Annotated in this window: 19 protein-coding genes and 1 tRNA gene; 11 read left to right on the plus strand and 9 right to left on the minus strand. The window is 70.6% G+C overall.

Annotation, left to right across the window (positions count from 1 at the left end; all coding sequences use genetic code 11):
• The first annotated feature begins 2 nt into the window (after positions 1–2).
• The 4 genes from efeB to ACIOHP_RS04650 all read left to right on the plus strand — a co-directional run bounded on the left by efeB (position 3) and on the right by ACIOHP_RS04650 (position 5,007).
• Positions 3–1,301 carry an iron uptake transporter deferrochelatase/peroxidase subunit gene (efeB, locus tag ACIOHP_RS04635; RefSeq protein ID WP_401883402.1) on the plus strand — a complete coding sequence of 433 codons (1,299 nt, stop codon included), beginning with the start codon at positions 3–5 and terminating at the stop codon, positions 1,299–1,301.
• A 137-nt stretch (positions 1,302–1,438) separates the two neighbouring features.
• Complete coding sequence (gene pheA / locus ACIOHP_RS04640) at positions 1,439–2,371, plus strand: prephenate dehydratase (protein ID WP_361558668.1); 933 nt, start codon at positions 1,439–1,441, stop codon at positions 2,369–2,371.
• Positions 2,372–2,923: 552 nt separating this feature from the next.
• On the plus strand, positions 2,924–4,201 hold the full coding sequence (gene serS, locus ACIOHP_RS04645) for a serine--tRNA ligase (protein ID WP_046256448.1): 1,278 nt from the start codon (positions 2,924–2,926) through the stop codon (positions 4,199–4,201).
• Positions 4,198–5,007 carry a Cof-type HAD-IIB family hydrolase gene (locus tag ACIOHP_RS04650; RefSeq protein WP_361558664.1) on the plus strand — a complete coding sequence of 270 codons (810 nt, stop codon included), beginning with the start codon at positions 4,198–4,200 and terminating at the stop codon, positions 5,005–5,007. The genes serS and ACIOHP_RS04650 overlap by 4 nt, the downstream gene beginning before the upstream one ends.
• Positions 5,008–5,120: 113 nt before the next feature.
• Here ACIOHP_RS04650 and ACIOHP_RS04655 read toward each other — a convergent pair.
• From ACIOHP_RS04655 to ACIOHP_RS04680, 6 genes are all read right to left on the minus strand, one after another.
• Positions 5,121–5,205: transfer RNA gene (locus tag ACIOHP_RS04655), tRNA-Ser, on the minus strand.
• A 265-nt stretch (positions 5,206–5,470) separates the two neighbouring features.
• Positions 5,471–5,704, minus strand: coding sequence for a hypothetical protein (locus ACIOHP_RS04660; RefSeq protein ID WP_046256450.1), 234 nt, complete (start codon positions 5,702–5,704; stop codon positions 5,471–5,473).
• Positions 5,705–5,784: 80 nt separating this feature from the next.
• Positions 5,785–6,504, minus strand: a complete 720-nt coding sequence (locus ACIOHP_RS04665; RefSeq protein ID WP_361558661.1) for an ABC transporter permease — start codon at positions 6,502–6,504, stop codon at positions 5,785–5,787.
• Between the two features lie 10 nt (positions 6,505–6,514).
• Positions 6,515–7,426: an ABC transporter ATP-binding protein gene (locus ACIOHP_RS04670; protein ID WP_361558658.1), complete on the minus strand. Its 912-nt coding sequence runs from the start codon at positions 7,424–7,426 to the stop codon at positions 6,515–6,517.
• Complete coding sequence (locus ACIOHP_RS04675) at positions 7,423–8,340, minus strand: ABC transporter permease (RefSeq protein ID WP_361558655.1); 918 nt, start codon at positions 8,338–8,340, stop codon at positions 7,423–7,425. Before ACIOHP_RS04675 ends, ACIOHP_RS04670 begins: the two co-directional genes overlap by 4 nt.
• Positions 8,330–9,304, minus strand: coding sequence for an ABC transporter ATP-binding protein (locus ACIOHP_RS04680; protein ID WP_046256587.1), 975 nt, complete (start codon positions 9,302–9,304; stop codon positions 8,330–8,332). Before ACIOHP_RS04680 ends, ACIOHP_RS04675 begins: the two co-directional genes overlap by 11 nt.
• Before the next feature lie 239 nt (positions 9,305–9,543).
• Here ACIOHP_RS04680 and ACIOHP_RS04685 point away from each other — a divergent pair, with 239 nt between their 5' ends.
• From ACIOHP_RS04685 to ACIOHP_RS04715, 7 genes are all read left to right on the plus strand, one after another.
• The gene (locus tag ACIOHP_RS04685) at positions 9,544–10,386 is read left to right on the plus strand and encodes a M24 family metallopeptidase (protein ID WP_401883409.1); all 843 of its coding nucleotides are present in this window, start codon (positions 9,544–9,546) and stop codon (positions 10,384–10,386) included.
• A 5-nt stretch (positions 10,387–10,391) separates the two neighbouring features.
• Positions 10,392–12,149 (plus strand): SDR family oxidoreductase, encoded by a 1,758-nt coding sequence (locus ACIOHP_RS04690; RefSeq protein ID WP_401883411.1) that lies wholly within the window; start codon positions 10,392–10,394, stop codon positions 12,147–12,149.
• Between the two features lie 87 nt (positions 12,150–12,236).
• Positions 12,237–13,175: a MerR family transcriptional regulator gene (locus ACIOHP_RS04695; protein ID WP_401883414.1), complete on the plus strand. Its 939-nt coding sequence runs from the start codon at positions 12,237–12,239 to the stop codon at positions 13,173–13,175.
• 122 nt (positions 13,176–13,297) lie between these two features.
• Positions 13,298–13,846: an RNA 2'-phosphotransferase gene (locus ACIOHP_RS04700; protein ID WP_401883416.1), complete on the plus strand. Its 549-nt coding sequence runs from the start codon at positions 13,298–13,300 to the stop codon at positions 13,844–13,846.
• A gap of 26 nt (positions 13,847–13,872) precedes the next feature.
• Positions 13,873–14,328 carry a hypothetical protein gene (locus tag ACIOHP_RS04705; protein WP_401883418.1) on the plus strand — a complete coding sequence of 152 codons (456 nt, stop codon included), beginning with the start codon at positions 13,873–13,875 and terminating at the stop codon, positions 14,326–14,328.
• 62 nt (positions 14,329–14,390) lie between these two features.
• Positions 14,391–15,308: an LLM class flavin-dependent oxidoreductase gene (locus ACIOHP_RS04710; protein ID WP_361558637.1), complete on the plus strand. Its 918-nt coding sequence runs from the start codon at positions 14,391–14,393 to the stop codon at positions 15,306–15,308.
• Between the two features lie 79 nt (positions 15,309–15,387).
• On the plus strand, positions 15,388–16,254 hold the full coding sequence (locus tag ACIOHP_RS04715) for a Cof-type HAD-IIB family hydrolase (RefSeq protein ID WP_401883421.1): 867 nt from the start codon (positions 15,388–15,390) through the stop codon (positions 16,252–16,254).
• Here the strand turns inward: ACIOHP_RS04715 and ACIOHP_RS04720 are convergent.
• The 3 genes from ACIOHP_RS04720 to cydD form a co-directional block, all read right to left on the minus strand.
• Positions 16,251–17,306 carry a peptidoglycan DD-metalloendopeptidase family protein gene (locus ACIOHP_RS04720; protein ID WP_401883424.1) on the minus strand — a complete coding sequence of 352 codons (1,056 nt, stop codon included), beginning with the start codon at positions 17,304–17,306 and terminating at the stop codon, positions 16,251–16,253. The genes ACIOHP_RS04715 and ACIOHP_RS04720 overlap by 4 nt on opposite strands.
• Positions 17,307–17,463: 157 nt before the next feature.
• Positions 17,464–19,146, minus strand: a complete 1,683-nt coding sequence (locus tag ACIOHP_RS04725; RefSeq protein ID WP_401883427.1) for a GAF domain-containing sensor histidine kinase — start codon at positions 19,144–19,146, stop codon at positions 17,464–17,466.
• 57 nt (positions 19,147–19,203) lie between these two features.
• Positions 19,204–22,713 carry a thiol reductant ABC exporter subunit CydD gene (gene cydD / locus ACIOHP_RS04730; RefSeq protein WP_401883430.1) on the minus strand — a complete coding sequence of 1,170 codons (3,510 nt, stop codon included), beginning with the start codon at positions 22,711–22,713 and terminating at the stop codon, positions 19,204–19,206.
• Positions 22,714–22,760: the final 47 nt, after the last annotated feature.

Consider the following 22,760-nt stretch of genomic DNA (forward strand, 5'->3'; position numbering starts at 1 on the left):
CCATGGCTGACCAGTCCATTCCGGAGGTCCGTACTCCCGAGAAGGCACTTGATGACGGCGCTTTGCCAAACGCCGTCATCAAGGAGGGCGTTTCGCGGCGCCGGCTGCTCGGGACCGCGGGTGCCACCGGGCTCGTGCTCGGCGCGGCCGGCGGGGCCGTCGGGTATGCCGCCCGGCCCTCCGAGGCCACGCCGCTCGCCTCGGTCGGCGCCGACGAGGCGATGTTTCACGGGAAACATCAGCCCGGCATCCTCCAGGGCCTCCAGGCCTGCGGCCACCTCGTCGCCTTCGACCTGACGGCGGGCGCCGGCCGCAAGGGCGCGGCCGCGTTGCTGCGCCGCTGGTCGCAGACGGCCCGGCGGCTGATGGCGGGCGAAGGGACGGCCTCGGGCGACACGGATGTCGCGCGGGACGCCGGTCCGTCGGCGCTGACGATCACCTTCGGGTTCGGGCACAGCTTCTTCGCCAGGACCGGCCTCGAGAAGCAGCGCCCGGTCGCTCTGGACCCGTTGCCCGACTTCTCCTCCGATCAGCTCGACAAGGCACGCAGCAACGGCGATCTGTGGGTGCAGATCGGCGCCAATGACGCGCTGGTCGCCTTCCATGCCCTGCGCGCGATCCAGAAGGACGCGGGGAGCGCGGCCCGCGTCCGGTGGCAGATGAACGGGTTCAACCGGTCGCCGGGTGCCACCGCCCACCCCATGACGGCCCGGAACCTCATGGGCCAGATCGACGGCACCCGCAATCCGAAGCCGAGCGAGTCCGACTTCGACCGGCGGATCTTCGTACCGTCGTCCGGTTCGCACGACCCGTCCTGGATGGCGAACGGCTCCTACGCCGTCGTACGCCGTATCCGCATGCTCCTCGACGACTGGGAGAACCTCTCGGTCTCCGAGCAGGAGAACGTCATCGGGCGCCGCAAGGCGAACGGGGCGGCGCTCTCCGGGGGCTCCGAGACGACCGAGATGGACCTGGAGAAGACGGACGCCCAGGGCGATCTGGTCGTGCCGATCAACGCCCACGCGCGCATCACCCGGCCCGACCAGAACGGCGGGGCGGCCATGCTGCGGCGCCCGTTCTCGTACCACGACGGCATCGGCACGGACGGGGTGCCGGACGCGGGGCTGCTCTTCGTGTGCTGGCAGGCCGACCCGCTGCGCGGCTTCGTCACCGTGCAGCGCAAGCTCGACCGCGGGGACGCCCTGTCGAAGTACATCCGGCACGAGTCGAGCGGGCTGTTCGCGGTGCCGGGCGGGGCGGCGGAAGGGGAGTACGTGGGGCAGCGGCTGCTGGAGGGGTGAGCGGGCGGGGTGGTCGTGCGGTCCGGGGAGGGTCACGCGAACGCCCGGGGCGGCTTCCGGTCACGCCGGTTCACTCAGCGGAGGGGCTGTCGTGAGACGTGTGCGCCAGGCTGCGCAAGGGCCATTAGGGTGAGGTCATGCCAGCGAGCTATGCGTATCTCGGTCCTGAAGGCACCTTCACCGAAGTCGCCCTGCGCACGCTTCCGGAGACGGCCACGCGGGAGCTGATCCCGTATGTGTCCGTGCAGTCCGCGCTGGACGCGGTGCGCGCGGGCGAGGCCGAGGCCGCGTTCGTGCCGATCGAGAACTCCGTCGAGGGCGGCATCACCACCACCCTCGACGAGCTGGTCGCGGGCGCCCCGCTGATGATCTACCGCGAGGTGCTGCTGTCGATCACCTTCGCGCTGCTGGTCAGGCCCGGCACCGAGCTGTCGGGGATCAAGACGGTCTCCGCGCATCCGGCCGCCCAGCCGCAGGTCCGCAACTGGCTGAAGAAAAACCTCCCGGACGCCCTGTGGGAGTCCGCCGCCTCCAACGCGGACGCCGCGCGCCTGGTCCAGGAGGGCCAGTACGACGCCGCCTTCGCGGGCGAGTTCGCGGCTGCCCGGTACGGCCTGGAGGCGCTGGAGACCGGCATCCACGACGCGGAGAACGCCCAGACGCGGTTCGTGCTGGTCGGCAGGCCCGCCCGGCCCGCCGCGCCGACCGGTGCCGACAAGACGTCCGTGGTGCTGTGGCAGCGCGACGACCACCCCGGTGGTCTGCGCGACCTGCTGGGCGAGTTCGCCACCCGTGGCATCAACCTGACGGTCCTGCAGTCCCGGCCCACCGGTGCCGGCATCGGCAACTACTGCTTCTGCATCGACGCCGAGGGGCACATCTCCGACCGCCGGGTCTCCGAGGCCCTGATGGGGCTCAAGCGGATCTGCCTCGATGTGCGGTACCTCGGTTCGTACCCCCGTGCGGACATGACCACGGCCGACGTGCAGGCGCCGTTGCGCGGGACGTCGGACGAGGAGTTCGTGGCGGCGGCGGACTGGGTGGCGCGCTGCCTGGACGGGCGTTTCTAGCAGGCGTCCAGCAGGAGTACGCGGGGTTTCCGGCCGTTCCTACCTGCATATTTTCGTTATCCACAGGCGTTATCCACAGGCTGCCGTCTCGACCTGGGGACAAGTCGACACGGAAGCGCCACTCAGTCGACAAATCTCCCTACAGCCCGCAACTTCGTCCACAGCTCTGCAGGTCACCCTTCGTCCACCCGTTTCCATCGATCAATCCTTTGGAGCGACCCATTTCCACCCGAAAGTGGGCCTGAACAGGGTTTGGATCGGGAATTCTCAGCCCGGCAAGGCCGATTCGGAATGATCACTTCCGAAGTCCACAGATCTTTCGCACACCCTGTGGATAACTTTCCGGGGGTGTGGATTCCTGTGGACAGAGGAGCCTCCAAGTCCCGTCCCCCGCAAGGGAATCGAGTCAACCAGCCGCCTCTCGCCTGCCCCGTTCCAGGGAGTGGGACGCCTTTTATTGACACGGTACGCAATTCCCCCATAACGGTATGTAAGGCGTAGTTCGGAATAGCGAGTCGTGGGCTCTCACCAGGCACCGGTAGCCTTGGCCGCGTGATTGACCTTCGCCTGCTCCGTGAGGACCCCGACCGAGTGCGCGCGTCCCAGCGCGCCCGTGGAGAGGACGTCGCGCTCGTCGACGCCCTCCTGTCTGCCGACGAGCGGCGCAGGTCGTCCGGCGTCCGCTTCGACGAGCTGCGTTCCGAGCAGAAGAACCTCGGCAAGCTCATCCCCAAGGCCTCCGGCGACGAGAAGGCCGAGCTCCTGAAGAAGGCGGGCCAGCTGGCCGCCGACGTCAAGGCGGCCGACGCCGAGCAGCACGAGGCCGACGAGGAGACCAAGCGCCTCGCCCTCCAGCTCGGCAACCTCGTCCACCCGGACGTCCCCGTCGGCGGCGAGGAGGACTTCGTCGTCCTCGAGACGCACGGCACCATCCGGGACTTCGGCGCCGAGGGCTTCGAGCCCAAGGACCACCTGGAGCTCGGCGAGTCGCTGGGCGCCATCGACGTCGAGCGCGGCGCGAAGGTCTCCGGCTCGCGCTTCTACTACCTGACGGGTGTCGGCGCGCTCCTGGAGCTCGCCCTCGTCAACGCGGCGATCGCCCAGGCCACCGAGGCCGGCTTCATCCCGATGCTCACCCCCGCGCTGGTCCGACCGCGCGCCATGGAGGGCACCGGCTTCCTCGGCCAGGCCGCGGAGAACGTGTACCACCTGGAGAAGGACGACTACTACCTGGTCGGCACCTCCGAGGTCCCGCTCGCCGCGTACCACATGGACGAGATCCTCGACGCCGACAAGCTGCCGCTGCGCTACGCCGGCTTCTCGCCGTGCTTCCGCCGCGAGGCCGGCACCTACGGCAAGGACACGCGGGGCATCTTCCGCGTGCACCAGTTCGACAAGGTCGAGATGTTCTCGTACGTCGCCCCCGAGGACGCCGAGAACGAGCACCAGCGGCTCCTGGACTGGGAGAAGCAGTGGCTGACCGGCCTCGAGCTGCCCTTCCAGGTCATCGACGTGGCCTCGGGCGACCTCGGTGCGTCGGCGTCCCGCAAGTTCGACTGCGAGGCGTGGATCCCGACCCAGGGCAAGTACCGCGAGCTGACCTCGGCGTCCAACTGCGACAGCTTCCAGGCCCGCCGTCTGTCGGTGCGCCAGCGTGACGGCAAGAAGGTGCAGCCGCTCGCGACGCTCAACGGCACGCTGTGCGCCGTACCGCGCACGATCGTGGCGCTCCTGGAGAACCACCAGCAGGCCGACGGCTCCGTGTACGTGCCGCCGGTGCTGCGTCCGTACCTGGGCGGGCGTGAGGTGCTGGAGCCCGTTGCCAAGTGAGTACGGCCGCTGAGTTTCCCTTCAAGCTGATCGCGACCGACCTCGACGGAACGCTCCTGCGCTCCGACGAGTCGGTCTCTCAGCGCACGCGTGCTGCCCTCGCGGCGGCGACCGAGGCCGGTGCGGCGCACATCGTCGTCACCGGCCGCGCGGTGCCGTGGACGCGGCACATCCTCGACGACCTCGGCTACGAGGGGCTCGCGGTCTGCGGGCAGGGTGGGCAGGTGTACCACGCCGGGGAGCATCGGCTGCTGACGTCGGTGACGCTCGACCGGCAGCTGGCGGGGGTCGCGCTGGCCAAGATCGAGGCGGAGGTCGGGCCGCTGTACCTCGCGGCGAGCCGGGACGGTCTCGACGGTGCCGTGCTGGTGGGGCAGGGATATGCGCTCACCGGGGACCTGCCTGCGACGCCGTTCACGGATGCGGCCGATCTATGGTCCGCGCCGCTGAACAAGATCTACATCCAGCATCCGGAGCTGTCGGACGACGAGCTGGCGGAGGCGTCCCGGCGGGCCGCGGGTGGGTTCGTGAACGTCGCGATGGCCGGTGCGGGAATTGTTGAGCTGCTGCCGTTGGGGTTGTCGAAGGCGACGGGGTTGTCGCTGGCTGCCCGTCGGCTCGGTCTGAAGGCCGCGGACACGATCGCCTTCGGCGATATGCCGAACGATGTGCCCATGTTCGGGTGGGCGGCTCGGGGTGTGGCCATGGGCAACGCGCACGAGGAGCTCAAGGCGGTGGCCGACGAGGTCACCGCGTCCAACGAGGACGACGGGATCGCCGTGGTCCTGGAGCGTCTGCTGGGTTGAGGCTGTGGTGAACTGCGGGCCGTCTCCGGCTGGTCGCGCAGTTCCCCGCGCCCCTGGGTTGGTGCACTCGTCCCTGGGTTCAAGTCCCGCTCAGTCTCGGTGACAGTGTCTTGCGGAGGATGCACGGATCGAACGTGCGCGGGGTTTCCCCCGACCGCGGCTTAGCAAGCCGGTGCCTTTCCACTCGGCCAATCCTCCGGGTGGGCGGCCCACGCGAGAGCGACATCGCGTGCTCGAAGCGGCCGCCCCGGGCAGCTCCCCTGCGAGCGGGTCCGACGGTGGCGTAACTACACCGGAACCCGCCGCGGACTGCCCTGAAGGGAGCTGGACGTACTGTCGTGCATGGACATCGCCCAACTCCTCTCCCAGAACGTGGCGCCGGAGTCACTGTCCGGCGTGGACACAACCATCGTGCCCGTACGCCGAGTTGGACGCCACTGATTAAAGGCGGCCGGTTGTTCGCCTACCGCCGCCACCACTTGCGGCGCGCCTTGCTGAAGAACCAGCCCGCGGGCGGCTCGTCGGAACGCCACGGCTGCGGCTCGGGCTTCTCGCCGCGCCAGCGGGCGGCGAGCATCCGGGCCCGGGCGGACGGCTCGGAGGACTCCGCCGAGCGTATGAAGTCCTCGTCCAGGACGAGGCCGTCCCAGGTGTCGTCCCCGGATCGTGCCCGCCCGTCGTAGTGCGCGTCCGCCATCCCCGTTCCTCCTCGCGGTGCATCCCCTTGTGCCCAGTCTGCCCGGGCAGTGGTGAAGTCCCTGTCAATAAGCCCGGCGTCTACTCCTCGCCCGCCAGCGTCAGAGTCCGCAGCTTCTGTCCCGCGTACCAGGTGGCGAGCACGGTCACCGCGACCAGCAGCACCGTGGCCGTCGTCAGCCCCACGTCCGAGGTGACCAGGTCCCCGCCGGCGACCTTCTGAGCCACCGCCAGCGACCACTGCTGGACGCTGAGCGTGCGCGCCCCGGCGACCAGGGAGCCGAACAGTGCCTCCCAGACAAGGGCGTAGACGAGGCCGAAGACCACCGCGTGCCGGGACACCGTGCCGAGCAGCAGGAACAGCGCGGCGTAGGCGATGGAGGAGACCAGCGCGGCCACCGTGTAGGCGACGGCGACCTGCTGGCCGTTGCCGTTGAGGATGAAGCCCGCGATCAGGGTCGGCAGCGCCGAGAACACCATGGTCACGGCGACCGCGACGATCAGCTTGGTGAAGATGATCGTCGGCCGTTTGATCGGCTTGGACAGCAGATACACCACCGAGCCGTCGTCGATCTCCGGGCCGATCGCGCCCGTGCCGGCGATGACACCGATGATCGGCACCATCGTGGCCAGCGCGAGGCCGCCCAGGAGGTCGGCCGTGGTCTGGTCGTCGGCGCCCACCAGAGCCCGCACGATCACGGAGATCAGGATGAGCAGAGCGGGCAGGGCGCCCAGGATGAGGGCCCGGCGCCGGCCGAGCAGGGCCCGGTAGGTGAGTCGGGCGACTGTGGGGTCGTACATCGTGGGCCTCCTACGCCGCGACCAGATACGAGAACACGGACTCGAGGGACTCGTCGGACGGCGAGACCGTGAGCAGCCGGATGCCGTGGTCGCGGGCGACCTTGGGCAGCAGCGCGGTGAAACGGCCGAAGTCGACGGCCTGGATGCGCAACGCACCCTCCGCCAGGTCGACTTCGATGCCGGACGTCGACGGATCGGCGATCAGCGCGGCCGCGAGGGCGCGGTCGTCGCTGGAGCGCACCAGATAGCGGTGCGGCCGGTCGGTCATCAGGCGGCGGATCTTGCGGAAGTCACCGCTGGCCGCGTGGCGTCCGGCCACCACGACCTCGATGTGCCAGGCGAGTTGCTCGACCTCTTCGAGGATGTGGGAGGAGAACAGCACCGTGCGGCCCTCGTCACCCATGCGTCGCAGCAGGTCCATGAGCTGCATGCGCTGACGCGGGTCCATGCCGTTGAAGGGCTCGTCGAGGAGGAGCAGCGACGGGTCGTGGACGAGGGCACTGGCCATCTTCACGCGCTGACGCATGCCCTTGGAGTACGTCTGGATCTTGCGGTCCTGCGCGTACTCCATCTCGACCGTGGCCAGCGCCTTCTGGGCGGCCTTGGCTCCCAGACCGTGCAACTCGGCGTTGGCGACGACGAATTCGCGGCCGGTGAGGAAGTCGTACATCGCCTCGCGCTCGGGGACGATGCCGATGTGCTGGTAGATGTTCTCGTTGCGCCACACCTGCTGGCCGTCGAGGGTGACGGTGCCGGTGGAGGGGGCGAGGAAGCCGCCCATCATGTTGATCAGGGTGGACTTTCCGGCGCCGTTGGGTCCGAGGAGGCCGGTGACGCCGGGGCCGATCGTCATGGTGATGTCGTTGACGGCGACCACGTTGCCGAACCAGCGCGAGACGTGGTCGATGTTGAGCGTGGTCACAGTCCGACCTTTCGGTAGCGGCGCAGCAGCAGGCCGTAGCAGGCGGCGATGAGGCCGAGGACGGCCAGGACGTAGACCACGCCCTCGCCGTTCGAAGGACCTACCGCGCCGGGGAACGCCGAGCTCGCGCCGAGGAACGCGGTCTGCAGTCCGTCGATGAGGGTGACCGGGGAGAACAGGCCGATCCACGGGACGGCGTCCGAGCTGCCCTGGGCGTCGGCGATCGCCTGGAGCGTGGAGACCGCTCCGTAGGAGATGGTCATGACGGCGATCACGGCCGCGATGCCGAAGCCGCGGCGCGGGGTGACCGAGGCGATGACCAGGCCGATGCCGGCGAACAGCAGCGAGAGCAGTGCCACCGAGACCAGTCCCTGCGCGAATCCCTTGGTCTGGTCGGCGAAGTCCAGTTTGGCCAGCAACGCGCCCACATAGAGCACAAGCAGCGGGGCGGCGGTGAGGATGAACATCGCCGAGGCCAGCGCCGCGTACTTCGCACGGACGTAGTCGGCGGTCTCGATCGGTCGCGAGAAGTACAGCGGCACGGTCTTGAAGCGCAGGTCGCGCGAGACGGACTGGGGTGCCTGGGAGGCGATGTAGAGGCTGATGACGGCCTGCATGACGATCGCGTAGCGCGTGTAGTCGACGGGCAGGTCGTTGGCCTTGGTGGCGACCGCGACGGCGACCATGATGGCCGCGGGCACGCACATCACCACGAACAGCAGCATCGGCAGCACCTTGGACTTCACCGAGCGGCCGAGGCCGTAGGAGCCGCGCAGGGACTGCGAGTAGAGGGAGCGGGTGGCATAGGAGCGGCCGAGGCGGGGGCCGTCGTAGGTGCGGTAGCCGATGTTGTGGATGCGGGTCTGGTCACCCGGTGTCGCGACCGGTGTCGACAGGGGCTGCTCAACTGCCATGGCCGACGGCCTCCTTCCGCTGCTCGCTGGTGTCCTGGTCGTCGGTGAAGACCTCGGAGATGTGGTGCCGGCGCTGCTCCATGCGGACCAGGCCGAGGCCGAGGTCGGCGACCGCGTCCCGGACGACGTCGTACGTCTCCTCGCCCTGTGCGGTCAGCAGCAGGATGTGGCCGGCGCCCGGCAGGGCGCTGTTCGCGTCGAGGACTTCCACCCCGCGCGCGTGGAGCGCTTCTCGCACCGCGCGGGTGCCGTCGGGGTGCGCGTCGGTGTCGGTGACCTCGATCGCGAGGGTGGTCGTGGTCTGGGTGAAGTCGGTGGTGGAGCTGGAGCGCAGCAGCTTGCCGCCGTCCACGACGACGACGTGGTCGCAGGTACGTTCCAGTTCGCCCAGCAGGTGCGAGGTGACCAGGACCGAGATGCCGAAGTCGGTGTAGATGCGCCGGATCAGGCCCAGCATGTCGTCGCGGCCGACCGGGTCGAGGCCGTTGGTCGGCTCGTCCAGGAAGACCAGCTGCGGGTCGTGGACCAGGGCCTGGGCCAGCTTCACGCGCTGCTTCATGCCGGTGGAGTAGCCGCCGATGGGGCGGTACCGCTCCTCGTACAGCCCGACGTGGCGCAGCGTGTCCGCGGTGCGTTCGCGGGCGGCGGCGGGCGGCAGGCCGGACATGCGCGCCATGTGGACGACGAACTCGGTCGCCGAGACGTCGGGCGGCAGACAGTCGTGCTCCGGCATGTACCCGACGCGCTCGCGGATGGCGCCGCCCTTGGTGGCGACGTCGAGTCCGAGCACTTCGGCACGGCCCTCGGTGGCGGGGGACAGACCCAGCAGGATCTTGATCAAGGTGGACTTGCCGGCTCCGTTTGCTCCGACGAGTCCGGTCACACCGGGCCCGACGTCGACGGAGAGCCGGTCAAGCGCGGTCACCCGGGGGAACCGCTTGCTCAGGCTTTCGGTCGCGATCACAGTCACGTCTTCGAAGGTAGTGACCCGCGCCACGCCGGTCGTCACACCGCAGAGCTGTCTTCGGGTCAGCCTCCAGATGTACGGGCCCGTAGGGGATGCCATGCCTGAGAGCTACGCGGAGGCGTTTTCCACAGGCCGCGACCCGCCTATTGACGCTGCCTCTAACAACTGTCACATTCGGTGCTGTCAAGTTACGGACACGTAGCGCAGTCGGCGTGGACTGGGTGGGGCGGAGTGGCATGACGACGGCAGTGACAGACGAACGGGCCGCTGAACTGCGGGGATTCAGAAAGGTCCAGCGGCTGGCGTACGAGTGCGCCGAGGCAGTCGCGGCCCGCCTAGAGCCGGGGGTGACCGAGCGTGAGGCGGCGCGGATGCAGCGCGAGTGGCTGGGCGAGCGCGGGGTGCGGGACTGGTTCCATCTGCCCTTCGCCTGGTTCGGGGACCGCACGGCGTTCGTGAACTTCCGCGTCCCGCTGCAGTTCTTCCCCACCAACCGCAGGCTGGAGCCGGGGATGCCGTTCATCCTCGACATGGCCCCGGTGTACGAGGGCTTCACGGCGGACATCGGCTACTCGGGCTCGCTGGGCGTGAACCCGGTGCAGGACAGGCTGATGGACGACCTCCGGGCGCACCGCGAGCTGATCCTCTCCGAGGTGCGTGAGCGGCGGTCGCTGCGCGAGATCTACCAGGACGTGGACCGCCTCATGGTCCGCCAGGGCTACGCCAACCGGCACCGCGCGTATCCCTTCGGGGTGATCGCGCACAAGGTGGACCGGGTGAAGGAGCGCCGCTGGTCGCCCAAGGTCTTCGGCTTCGGCACCCAGTCCCTCAAGGGCCTGGCGGCCGACGCGCTGCACGGACATCGCGAGGGCTGGTCGCCGCTGTGGTCGCCGTACCGCTTCTCCGACCATCCGCCGCGGCCGGGCCTGTGGGCGGTCGAACCCCACCTCGGTTTCCGGGGTACGGGCGCGAAGTTCGAGGAGATCCTCGTCGTCACCGACTCCGAGGACCCCGAACAGAGCGCGTTCTGGCTGGACGACGATCTGCCGCACGTGCGGCGCTGGACGGAGGGGGAGTGAGCGGCGTGACTCTTGAGGATGCGCGCGAGCGCCGGGTGCGGACCGGCGGCGTCGAGCTGTGTGTCGCCGAGCTGGGGGACCCGTCGTGGCCGACGGTCGTCCTGGTGCACGGCTATCCGGACAGCAAGGAGGTGTGGTCGCAGGTCGCGTCACGGCTGTCGGACCGTTTCCATGTCGTGCTCTACGACGTCCGGGGCCACGGCCGCTCGTCGGCACCGCAACCGCTGCGCGGGGGGTTCACCCTGGAGAAGCTCACGGACGACTTCCTGGCCGTTGTGGACGCGGTCAGCCCGGACCGGCCGGTGCATCTGGTGGGGCACGACTGGGGCTCCGTACAGGGCTGGGAGTTCACCACGGTCCGGCGCACCGAGGGCCGGATCGCCTCCTTCACCTCGATGTCCGGACCTTCCCTGGACCACTTCGGACACTGGATCAACGGCCGGATCAAGCGCCCCACTCCGCGCCGCGTCGGCCAGCTCCTCGGCCAGGGCGCCAAGTCCTGGTACGTGTACGCGCTGCACACGCCCGTGCTGCCCGAACTCGCCTGGCGCGGCCCGCTCGGCAAGGCCTGGCCGCGCCTCCTGGAGCGCGTCGAGCGGGTCCCCGGCGACGGCTACCCGACCTCGTCGCTGGCGACGGACGCGGCGCACGGGGCGTGGCTGTACCGGGACAACATCCGTCCCCGCCTGCGCAGACCACGCCCGGACGCGTACGCCCACGCGCCCGTGCAGCTCATCACGCCGCTCGGCGACGCGTTCCTGTCGGAGCGGCTCTACGACCAACTGGAGCAGTGGGTCCCGCAGTTGACCCGACGCACCCTCCAGGCACGGCACTGGGTACCGCGCTCACGGCCCGACCAACTAGCCTCCTGGATCTCGGAGTTCGTGACCTCCGTGGAAGGCGGGCGCCCCGAAGCGGTGACGGTCACCGGCACGTACGCCGACCGCTTCGGCGGGCAGCTCGTGCTGGTCACGGGTGCGGGCAGCGGCATCGGGCGGGCGACCGCCTACGCGTTCGCGGAATCCGGCGCCCGAGTGATCGCCGTGGACCGGGACGCCGAGAGCGCGACACGTACCGCCGAGATGTCCCGGCTGATCGGCTCCCCCGAGGCCTGGGCGGAGACCGTCGACGTCTCCGACGAGCAGGCCATGGAGAAGCTCGCCGCGAAGGTCGCCGCCGAGTACGGCGTGGTGGACGTCCTGGTGAACAACGCCGGGATCGGCCTGGGCGGCTCCTTCTTCGACACCAGCCCCGAGGACTGGAAGAAGGTCCTCGACGTCAACCTGTGGGGAGTCATCCACGGCTGCCGGCTGTTCGGCAGGCAGATGGCCGAACGCGGACAGGGCGGCCACATCGTCAACACCGCGTCGGCGGCCGCCTATCAACCCTCCAAGGCGCTGCCCGCCTACAGCACCTCCAAGGCGGCGGTGCTGATGCTCAGCGAGTGCCTGCGCGCGGAGCTGGCCGGGCAGGGGATCGGGGTGAGCGCGATCTGCCCCGGCATCGTCAACACCAACATCACCTCGACCGCGCGCTTCGCCGGGGTGGACGCCGACGAGGAGAAGCGCCGCCAGAAGCGGACCGCGCGGCTGTACGGACTGCGGAACTACCCGCCGGAGAAGGTCGCCGACGCGATCCTGCGGGCGGTCGTGCGCAACGAGGCGGTGGTACCGGTGACACCCGAGGCCCGCGGCGCGCGCCTGCTGTCCCGGGTCGCACCGCGCGCGCTGCGGGCGATCGCACGGCTGGAGCCACCGCTGTGAGGACCCTGGGCCGGTTCTCCGGCGTGACGTCGTCCTTCGGGCCTCTGCTCCGCCGGGCGGTATGAACGGCATCCAGAGGGGGCTCGTGTGAGTGAGGTACCGGCGCTCCGGATCGAGGACCTCGCGCACCTCAGCGGCGCCACCGTCCGCACCATCCGCGCCTACCAGGACCGCGGCCTGCTCCCCCGTCCCGAGCGCCGCGGCCGCGCCAACCTCTACTCCGACGCCCACCTCGTCCGCCTGCGCCAGATAGCCGAGCTCCTCGACCGTGGCTACACCCTGGCTTCCATCAAGGAGCTCCTGGAGGCCTGGGACACCGGTCGCGGCCTCGGCGGGGTGCTCGGGCTGGTCGCCGAGGTCGACGGACCGTGGAGCGACGAGGCGGCGGTACAGATCTCGCGCGCCGAGCTGGAGGAGCGGTTCGGCGGCACTCCCGACGACGCGGCGATCGCCGACGCCGTGGAGCTCGGTGTGCTGGAGCCGGTGCCCGACGACGAGGACTGCTTCCTTGTTCCGAGCCCCCAAGAGCTGGCCGTGGCGGTCGAGTTGCACGCGGCAGGGGTGCCGCTGTCGGCCATCTCCGGCCATCTAAGGGAGTTGAGGGGTCAGGTCGAGCACATCGCCGCCCGTTTCCTGGAGTTCACCACCGAGCACGTCTTCGCCCGCTACCTCGACGGACCCCACCGACCGACCGACGCCGACGCGGCCGAAGCGGCCTCACTCGTACGCCGGCTGCGGCCGCTCGCCCAACAGACGGTGGACGCGGAACTCGCCCGTGCGATGCGGCTGTTGGCGGTACGTCATCTGCGGCAGCACCTGGACACGGGCAAGGGGCCAATGGAGCGGATTTCGTCACGCTCCGTGTCGCTGCCCGAGGAGACAATGCGGGCGGTGGAGGGGCTGGTTGGCGCGGAGGACGTGGCGGAGTTCATCGCGCTTGCGGCTGAACGGGAGGTGCGGGCAAGGGGGTTGGACGCGCTCACGTCAAAGCGATTGGCCCCAGCCGATCTTGACGAACAGGGCTGACATGACGGTGAGTTGTCCACAGAAACGCCAAGTAGCCTGTGGATAACTACACTTGGTTGTGGATCAAACCTCCATGCCAAAACAAAATGCGTGATGCGCGTCTCTCCCGTCATGCTGAGCGGATGGACGAAAGACGCACCGTGAAGGTGTCGAAGTACCTCTCGAAACACCTGCGCCATCAACCCGAGCGGATCGGCCTCGTCCTCGACGAGGCCGGCTGGGTCGAGATCGACGCACTGATCGCCGCTGCCGCCGCGCACGGCTTCCGGTTCACCCGCGAGGAACTGGACCATGTGGTCGCCGCCAACGACAAGAAGCGCTTCGCGATCGAAGGCGCCCGAATCCGCGCCAGCCAGGGCCACAGCATCGAGGTGGACCTCGGACTGCCCCCGGCGACCCCACCGCCGTACCTCTACCACGGCACCGTGGACCGCTACCTGGACGCGATCCGCGCCGAGGGCCTCCGGCCCATGAACCGCCACGACGTGCATCTCTCACCCGACCGCGAGACGGCGACCCGCGTCGGCGCCCGCCGCGGCCGGCCCGTCGTGCTCTCCGTGGACACGGGTGCGATGCACCGCGACGGCCACGTCTTCCACGTCAGCGCGAACGGAGTATGGCTGACGAAGGCGGTGCCGCCGGAGTACCTGAGGTTTCCCGCGCCCCACTGACCGGTCTCTCCGGCATGATCAGTGGTATGGACCACAGCGGAACCCACCTCCCCACCACCGAGGCCGCCGTCGCAGCCCTGCGCGCCCTCGCCGCCGAGTACGCGCTCGAGATCGAGGTGACCCACGACATCGGCGCCGACCAGACCTCGCGCCGCAGCGCCGCGGGCGTCGGCGTCACCACCGACCCGGACGGCTCCCTGCCGCACGAGGCCTATGTCGAGCTCGGTGGCCGGCCCCAGGTGGACGTACGACTCTTCCCGGACGACGACGCGCTGATCACCGTCGACGGCGTCGAATGCCCCGACATCGCCCGCGACGACGTGCCGGCCTTCCTCCGCGCCCTCTACGACGGCCACGCATGGGTCAAGGTGCGCCGCTTCCCGCCGGGCAACTATCTGATGGTCCCGCTGCCGGGCGACCGCGTGCACAAGGAGTTCATCCTGGTCGGACTCAGCCCATGGCTCAGCAGCCAAGGGCGATGACCGGGCGGTGACTGTCAGTCACTGTTTCACGTGAAACGGGCGGGTCCGCATACGCTCGAATCATGAGTCTGCGTCTGAGCACCGTGATCCTCCCGTACCGCCGCTGGCACGAGGGGAGTCGTGAGGCATGGCAGCGTGCGGAGCAGCTCGGCTTCCACACCGCCTACACCTACGACCATCTGTCCTGGCGCAGCTTCCGGGACGGCCCGTGGTTCGGTGCCGTGCCGACACTGACCGCCGCGGCGGCCGTCACCGACCATCTGCGGCTGGGCACCCTGGTGACCTCGCCGAACTTCCGCCACCCGGTCACCCTCGCCAAGGAACTGATCTCCCTCGACGACATCTCCGGCGGCCGGGTCACCCTCGGTATCGGCGCGGGCGGCACCGGCTTCGACGCCACGGCCCTCGGCCAGGAACCGTGGACGCCGCGCGAGCGTGCCGACCGGCTCGCGGAGTTCGTCCCGCTGCTGGACCGGCTGCTGACCGAGGACTCGGTGTCCTACGAGGGCGACTTCTACTCGGCTCACGAGGCACGGAACATCCCGGGCTGTGTGCAGCGGCCCCGGCTGCCCTTCGCGGTCGCGGCCACCGGTCCGCGCGGGCTGCGGCTGGCCGCCCGTCACGGGCAGGCGTGGGTGACCACCGGCGACCCGAAGCTGTACGAGAACGGCACTCCTGAACAGTCGATTCAAGCCATTCGCGGCCAGGTCGAGAAGCTCGCCGACGCATGCGCGGAGATCGGCCGTGATGTGACCGGGATGGACAAGATCCTGCTCACCGGATTCACCCCGGACCGCGCCCGGCCGCTGCAGTCGCTCGACGCGTTCGTCGACTTCGCGGGACGGCACCGGGAGTTGGGCTTCACGGAGATCGTCGTCCACTGGCCGATCGCCGACTCGGACTTCGCCGCGGACGAGAAGGTCTTCGAGCAGATCGCCATGGAGGCACCGGCACAGCTGGGCCGGGGCGACGGAGCGTGATCGGCCCGGTGGGGGCGGTAACTACTCACATGTGCAGGCTCTCGCACGACCGTGCGGGCATATGCGGGAGAATGAGCGAGTGACCTCAGCGACTCGACAGCCCGAGACCCCGGCCTCCACGGTCCCGCCGCGCCTGATAGCCACCGACCTCGACGGCACCCTGCTGCGCGACGACAAGTCCGTCTCCCCGCGCACGGTCGCCGCCCTCGCCGCCGCCGAGGAGGCGGGCATCGAGGTCTTCTTCGTCACCGGCCGCCCCGCCCGCTGGATGGACGTCGTCAGCGACCACGTCCACGGGCACGGCCTGGCGATCTGCGGCAACGGCGCCGCGGTGGTCGACCTGCACGGCGGCCCCGGCGCCCACCGGTTCGTGAAGGTGCGGGAGCTGGCGCGGGACAACGCGCTGGAAGCCGTACAGCTGCTGCGCAACGCGGCGCGTGGCACCGTGTACGCGGTGGAGCAGACGTACGGCTTCCATCAGGAGCCGGACTATCCGAAGCTGCACATGGAGATCCCCGACGAACTCCAGCCGGCCGAGAAGCTGCTCGCGCCGGACGGTCCCGGAGCCGACGAGCCGGTCCTCAAGATCCTCGCCTTCCACCCCACGATCGACCCGGACGCCTTCCTCACCCTCGCCCGTCTCGCCATCGGTGAGCGCGCCAACGTCACCCGCTCCAGCCCCAGCGCCCTGCTGGAGATCAGCGGCCCCGGCGTCTCCAAGGCCAGCACGCTCGCCCTGTGCTGCGCCGAACGCGGTATCTCCCACGAGGAGGTCGTCGCGTTCGGGGACATGCCGAACGACGTGGAGATGCTGACCTGGGCAGGCCAGTCGTACGCGATGGGCAACGCCCACCCCGATGTGATCGCCGCGGCCTCGGGGCGGACGGTGGCGAACAACGAGGACGGGGTGGCGGTCGTGATCGAGCAGCTGCTGGCGCGGCGCTAACCGAGGGGGACGCCGCGTGCCGCCAGCCACGGCACCGGGTCCACCGCCGAGCCCAGCTCCGGTGTGACCCGGACCTCGAAGTGCAGGTGGGGTCCGGTGGAGTTGCCGCTGGTGCCCGACTGGCCGATCCACTGCCCCGGCACCACCTGGTCCCCCTGGTCGACGGTGACGGCGGCGAGATGGGCGTACTGCGTGTAGTAGCCGCCCGCCTGCTCGATCACGATCTCGATGCCGAACGGGCCCCCGCAGGACACCTTCACCACCCGGCCCGCGCCGACCGACCGCACGGGCGTGCCGATCGGCACCGCGAAGTCCTGTCCGGTGTGCCGGTTCGCCCACCGCGAGCCGCCGCTGCCGAAGCCCGCGGACAGTGCGTACGTCTCCACCGGCGCGACCCAGGCGCCCACGACCTGCGTCGGGGGCTGGTCCAGCCGGACGGCACCCCGGCAGGCACCCGCGGCGACCGACGCGTCCGCCTGGCCCTGCAACTGAAGGCGCGCTTCTTCGAGCTTCTGCTCGATGTCCGACTTCAGACCGGCGAGTTCCGCCTTCCGCTTCTCCAGCGACTGCCACGCCGCCACGGCCTTCGCCTCGTCCTTCGCGAGCCGCTCCTCGGCACGCCGGCTCTTCTCGATGGAGTTGTTCACGGCCAGATTCGCCTGGGAGAAGACCTGCTGACCGCGCATCAGCTCCTCCGGACTGCCGGCGAGGATGATCTGCGCGGTGAGCGGAAGACCGCCACCGTCGCGGTACTGAGTGCGGGCGATCCGGCCCAGGTCCTCGTGCAGGACGGCGATGTCCCGCCGCTCCCGGTCCAGCAGCGCCTCGAACCGCTGTGCCTGGACGCGCTGCGCCTCCGCCTCCACCCGGCCTTTCTCGTACTGCTGTGTCGCCACGGCCGCGTCCTCGTACAGCCGCGCCACCTGGGCACTGATCCCGGGGTCAGCGCCGTCGCGCCTCTTCTCCGCCGCGTCGGTGGGGCGGGCCGCGAGCACGGCGAGCGCGCACAGGACGGCCGGGACGAGCAGGGGATGGCGCCAGGGCAGTCGCATATCAGCGATCGTGGCCCGAGCGCGGGACAGTGGCACGTTCAGGTCGTACAGCCGGGGGAATCACAGCCCCGTTCGGCGCAGTCGTACGACCGAACAGGCCTGCTCGGAATCGAGGTTGACGGCCCGTCACGGGGTAGGTGGCTCACGGGCCAGCTCTTCAGTCGAGCGGTGCCTCCCACACCACCGTCGTGCCGCCGCCGTCCTTCCCGATGCCCGGCCCGTGCCGGCTGTCGCCGCCCAGCGACTCGGCGCGCCTCCTGAGGTTCTTCAGGCCGCTGCGCCGGCCGTCCTCGGGGATGCCGACGCCGTCGTCCGCGACGGTCAGGCGTACGCCCTTGCGTCCACCCGGCAGGAGCGCGGTCGCGTCGACGACGACGTCGATACGACAGGCCTTGGCGTGCCGGGAGGCGTTGGAGAGAGCCTCGCGCAGGGCCGCGATGAGGTTCTTGCCGGTGAGATCGCCGACGAGGGTGTCGACCGGGCCGACGAAGCGGTGGGAGGGTTTGAAGCCGAGCGGCACGGCGGCGGTGTTGATCTCCCGCAGCACGCGTGTGCGTAGCGCCGCGGGCTTCTCGGCGGGCCCCTGTTGCAGCGCGAAGATCGCGGTGCGGATCTCCTGGATGGTGACGTCGAGGGCATCGACGGCCTTGCCGACCCCCTCGCGCACATCGGGCACGACCGACCCGCGCTGCGCGCTCTCCAGCATCATGCCGGTGGCGAACAGCCGCTGGATGACGAGGTCGTGCAGGTCACGGGCGATCCGGTCGCGGTCCTCGTAGACCGCGAGCCGTTCCCGGTCGCGCTGCGCGTCGGCCATCATCAGCGCTAGGGCGGCCTGCGAGGCGAACTGGATCGCGAGGGTGCGTTCCGACTCCGTGAACGGCCGCTCGCCCCGCGCGCGGGGTGTGACGAGAGCGCCCAGGACACGGCCGTCGCTGTGCAGGGGCAGCATCATGGTCGGCCCGTAGCCGCGCGCGAGGGGGGAGATCATGCGCGGGTCGGCGGCCGCGTCGTCCATGAACACGGCCTGTCCGTCGAGGAGTTCGGCGACGAGCTTGCTCTCCGGCGGGACGACCGTGCCCAGGAGGTTCGACGGCTGGTCCGCGGCCACCGCGGCGACCTCCAGGCCGCCCTCGTCGGCGGGCAGCAGCACGATCCCCGCTGTCGCCCCCGACAGCCGTCGGGTCTGCTCCGCGACGACCTGGAGGGCGTCGTCGACGTGCCCGCCGGACAGCAGGGCGGTGGTGACGGCGACCGACCCGTCGATCCACCGCTCACGCTGCTGGGCGGCCTCGTACAGCCGGGCGTTGCCGATGGCGATGCCGGCCTCCGTGGCGAGCACCCGGACCATGTCGAGGTCGTCGTCGTTGAACGGCCCGTCGCCGCGCTTCTCCGTCAGATACAGGTTTCCGAAGATCTCGCCCTGGACCCGGATCGGGAGGCCGAGGAAGCTGCGCATCCATGGGTGGTGCTCGGGGAAGTCGCAGGAGCGCGGATCGCGGGTGAGGTCCGTGAGGCGGACCGGCTCCGGGTCGCGGATGAGCGCGCCGAGCAGCCCCCGGCGCCCGTCCGGCAGCCGTCCGATACGCCGGGCGGTCGCCTCGTCCACGCCGTGGAAGACGAAGTCGGCCAGCCCCCGGCCGTCCTCGTCGACGACGCCGATGGCCGCGTACCGGGCCTCCGTCAGCGTGGCCGCGGTCTCGCAGATCCGTTCCAGCGTGGAGTGCAGCTCGAGGCCGCTGCCGACGGACCGCATCGCCTCCAGCAACTGCGGCACCCGCGCGGCCAGCTCGGTCGGGAGAGTCGCGGGCGGGGGACCGGGAGCCGGTGCGTCGGACATGAGCCGAGCGTAATTAGTCCCCTTTGATACAGAAAGTCGAGCGTGTCAGGCAGCGGCTCACGCGGTGAGTGCCAGCACCTCCGACTCCGCCTCCCGCTCCACCATCCCTCGCAGCGGCCCCGGCACGGCGGCCAGTTCCGCGTACGAGCCCCGCTGCACCACACGTCCCCCGTCCAGCACGATCACCTCGTCCACTCCTTCCAGCCCGGCCAGCCGGTGGGTGATGAGCAGCGTCGTACGCCCCTCGGTGGCGGCCAGGAGGTCGGCGGTGAGCGCGTCGGCGGTGGGCAGGTCGAGATGCTCGGCCGGCTCGTCGAGCACGAGGACGGGGAAGTCGGCCAGCAGCGCGCGGGCCAGCGCCAGCCGCTGCCGCTGGCCCCCGGACAGCCGCGCACCGTGCTCGCCGACCAACGTGTCCAGGCCGTCCGGCAGACCGTCGGCCCACTCCAGCAGCCGGGCCCGCCCCAGGGCGTCACGCAGATCGTCCTCGGTGGCGTCCTTCTTGGCGAGCAGCAGGTTCTCGCGCAGTGAACTGTCGAAGAGGTGCGCGTCCTGGGCACACAGCCCCACGAACCGCCGTACGTCGTCTCCGTCCAGCGCGTACGCGTCCACGCCGCCCAGCGTGTACGAGCCGGCCTCCGCGTCCAGGAACCGCAGCAGCACCTGCGCGAGGGTCGTCTTGCCGGACCCGGACGGCCCTACGACGGCGATCCGACGGCCTTGGGTGAGGGTCAGGTCCAGCCCGGCGAGGGCGTCCCGCCCCTGCCCGGCGTAACGCGCGGACAGACCCTGCACGACGACCGGGAACGGCGACGCGGGTGCCTCCCGCGGCCGCTCCGGCTCCCGTACCGGCTCCGGGGCGTCCAGCACCTCGTACACGCGCTCCGCGCTCTTGCGGACCCGCTGGCGGTACCGCACGGCGAGCGGCAGCCCGAGGACGGCCTCGAAGGCGGCCAGCGGGGTGAGGACCACGACGGCCATGGTGACGCCGCTCAGCCGTCCGTCGGCGACTCCCTGGGCGCCCACGAGGGCGGTGGCGGCGACGGTCAGACCGGAGACCAGCGCGGTGAGCCCGTCGCCGAGCGCGGTGGCGGTGGCGGCGCGCGAGGCGATCCGGGCGAGCACCCCGTCTGCCTGCCGCGCATCGGCCGTACGGGCGGACAGGGCGCCGGCGACGGCCAGTTCGGCGGTCCCGGTGAGCAGATCGGTCACGCGCGTCGCCAGTACTCCGCGTGCGGGGGCCAGCCGCCGCTCCGCCCGCCGGGCCACCGCACCGGTGACCGACGGCACCCCGACCCCGGCCGCCAGCAGCCCGACGGCGAGTACGGCACCGGCCTCGGGCAGCAGCCAGGCGGTGAAGCCCACGGACACGGCGGACACCGCGAGAGCCGCACCGGCGGGCAACAGCCAGCGCAGCCAGTAGTCCTGCAGGGCGTCGACATCGGCGACGAGGCGCGACAGCAGATCACCGCGGCGGGTCCGGCGCAGTCCGGCGGGCGCCAGCCGCTCAAGGCGCCGGTACACGGCGACCCGGGTGTCGGCGAGCATCCGCAGCACGGCGTCGTGGGACACGAGCCGCTCCGCGTACCGGAAGACGGCCCGCCCGATCCCGAAGGCCCGCGTCGCCGTCACGGCCACCATCAGATACAGCACCGGCGGCTGCTGCGAGGCCCGCGAGATGAGCCACCCGGAGGTGGCCATGAGCCCGACGGCACTGCCGAGAGCGAGGCTCCCGAGGAGCAGGGCGAGCGCGAGGCTCCCGCGCCGGGGGGCGGCCATGGCACGGACACGGGCGAGGACGCCACGGGCGGGCGCGGCCGCTGCCGGATCGCCGGGCACGGCCTCCTCGGAGGACACCCCATCGGTGTCGAAGGACCGCTCTTCGTTGCTACGAGCCGCAGGCGCCTTCGCCACGGCCTCGGTACGACCGGGAGCAACAGCCTCCTCCAGCCGCACCACCCGATCCGCCACGCCCAAAAGCGCCGGCCGATGAACGACGAGCAGCACCGTCCGCCCCACGGCCAGCCGCCGTACCGCCGCCACGACCTCCGCCTCGGTGGCCCCGTCGAGCGCCGCCGTCGGCTCGTCGAGCAGCAGCACCGGCCGGTCCGCGAGGAACGCCCTTGCCAATGCGAGCCGTTGCCGCTGACCGGCGGACAGCCCTGCCCCGTCCTCCCCGAGCACGGTGTCGGCGCCCTGCGGCAGCGCGTCGACGAACTCCAGCGCGCCCGCGTCCCCGAGCGCCTGCCGTACGGCGGTGTCGTCCGCGTCGGGGCGTGCCAGCCGTACGTTCTCGGCGATCGTCCCGGCGAACAGATGCGGCCGCTGCGGCACCCACGCGATCCGCGACCGCCACTCCTCCAGATCGGCCTCGGTGAGATCGACTCCCCCGACCAGTGCCCGGCCTTCGGCGGGCGGCACGAACCCCAGCAGCACGTTCAGCAACGTCGACTTGCCCGCGCCGCTCGGTCCGACGAGCGCGACGGTTTCCCCGGGCTCGACGGTGAAGGACACGTCGGAGACGACGTCTCCGGACCGGCCGGGATAGCGGACGGTGACCCTGTCGAAGGTCAGCGCACCGGCCGACACGGCTCGGGTGCCCGACGCCGGCACCGGCGTCTCCAGTACCTCGAAGATCTCCTCGGCCGCGGCCAGCCCCTCCGCCGCCGCGTGGTACTGCGCCCCCACCTGCCGCAGCGGCAGGTACGCCTCGGGCGCCAGCACCAGGATGACCAGGCCGAGGTACAGGTCCATCTCGCCGTGCACGAGCCGCATGCCGATCGTCACGGCGACCAGCGCCACCGACAGCGTCGAGAGCAGCTCCAGGGCGAAGGAGGAGATGAAGGCGATCCGCAGCGTCCGCATGGTCGCCCGCCGGTACTCGCCGGTGATATGCCGGATCGAGTCGGCCTGCGCCTTGGCCCGTCCGAACACCTTCAGGGTCGGCAGCCCGGCGACGACGTCCAGGAAGTGCCCGGACAGCCGGGACAGCAGCTGCCACTGACGGTCCATCCGGGACTGTGTGGCCCAGCCGATCAGCACCATGAAGAGCGGGATGAGGGGGAGGGTGCCGACGATGATGGCCGCCGAGACCCAGTCCTCGGTGACGATCCGCGCCAGCACCGCCACCGGTACGACCACCGCAAGGCCCAACTGCGGCAGATAGCGCGAGAAGTAGTCGTCGAGGGCATCGACGCCTCGTGTGGCGAGCGCGACCAGCGACCCCGTCCGCTGCCCGCTCAGCCACCCGGGTCCGAGCGCTGCGGCCCGTTCCAGCAGTCGGCCCCGCAGCTCGGACTTGACCGCCGCACTGGCCCGGTGCGCGGCGAGTTCGGTGAGCCAGGAGACCAGCGCCCGTCCCCCCGCGACCGCCACCAACAGCAGCAGGGGAGTGCGCAGTTCACCGACCGACAGACCGTGCTGGAAGGCGCCGACGACCACCTCGGCGATGAGCATCGCCTGGGCGATGACCAGCGCCGCCCCGACGGCACCCAGGCCCACGACCGCCACCATGAAGAGACGGGTGGCGCGGGCGTATCGCAGCAGACGCGGATCGATCGGTTTCACGTGAAACACACCCTCTTCTCAGCGGGATTGGTGGGGCATGTTTCACG

It is taken from the genome of Streptomyces sp. NPDC087859 (genome assembly GCF_044742595.1).
In the GTDB taxonomy this organism is placed as follows: Bacteria; Actinomycetota; Actinomycetes; order Streptomycetales; family Streptomycetaceae; genus Streptomyces; species Streptomyces canus_F.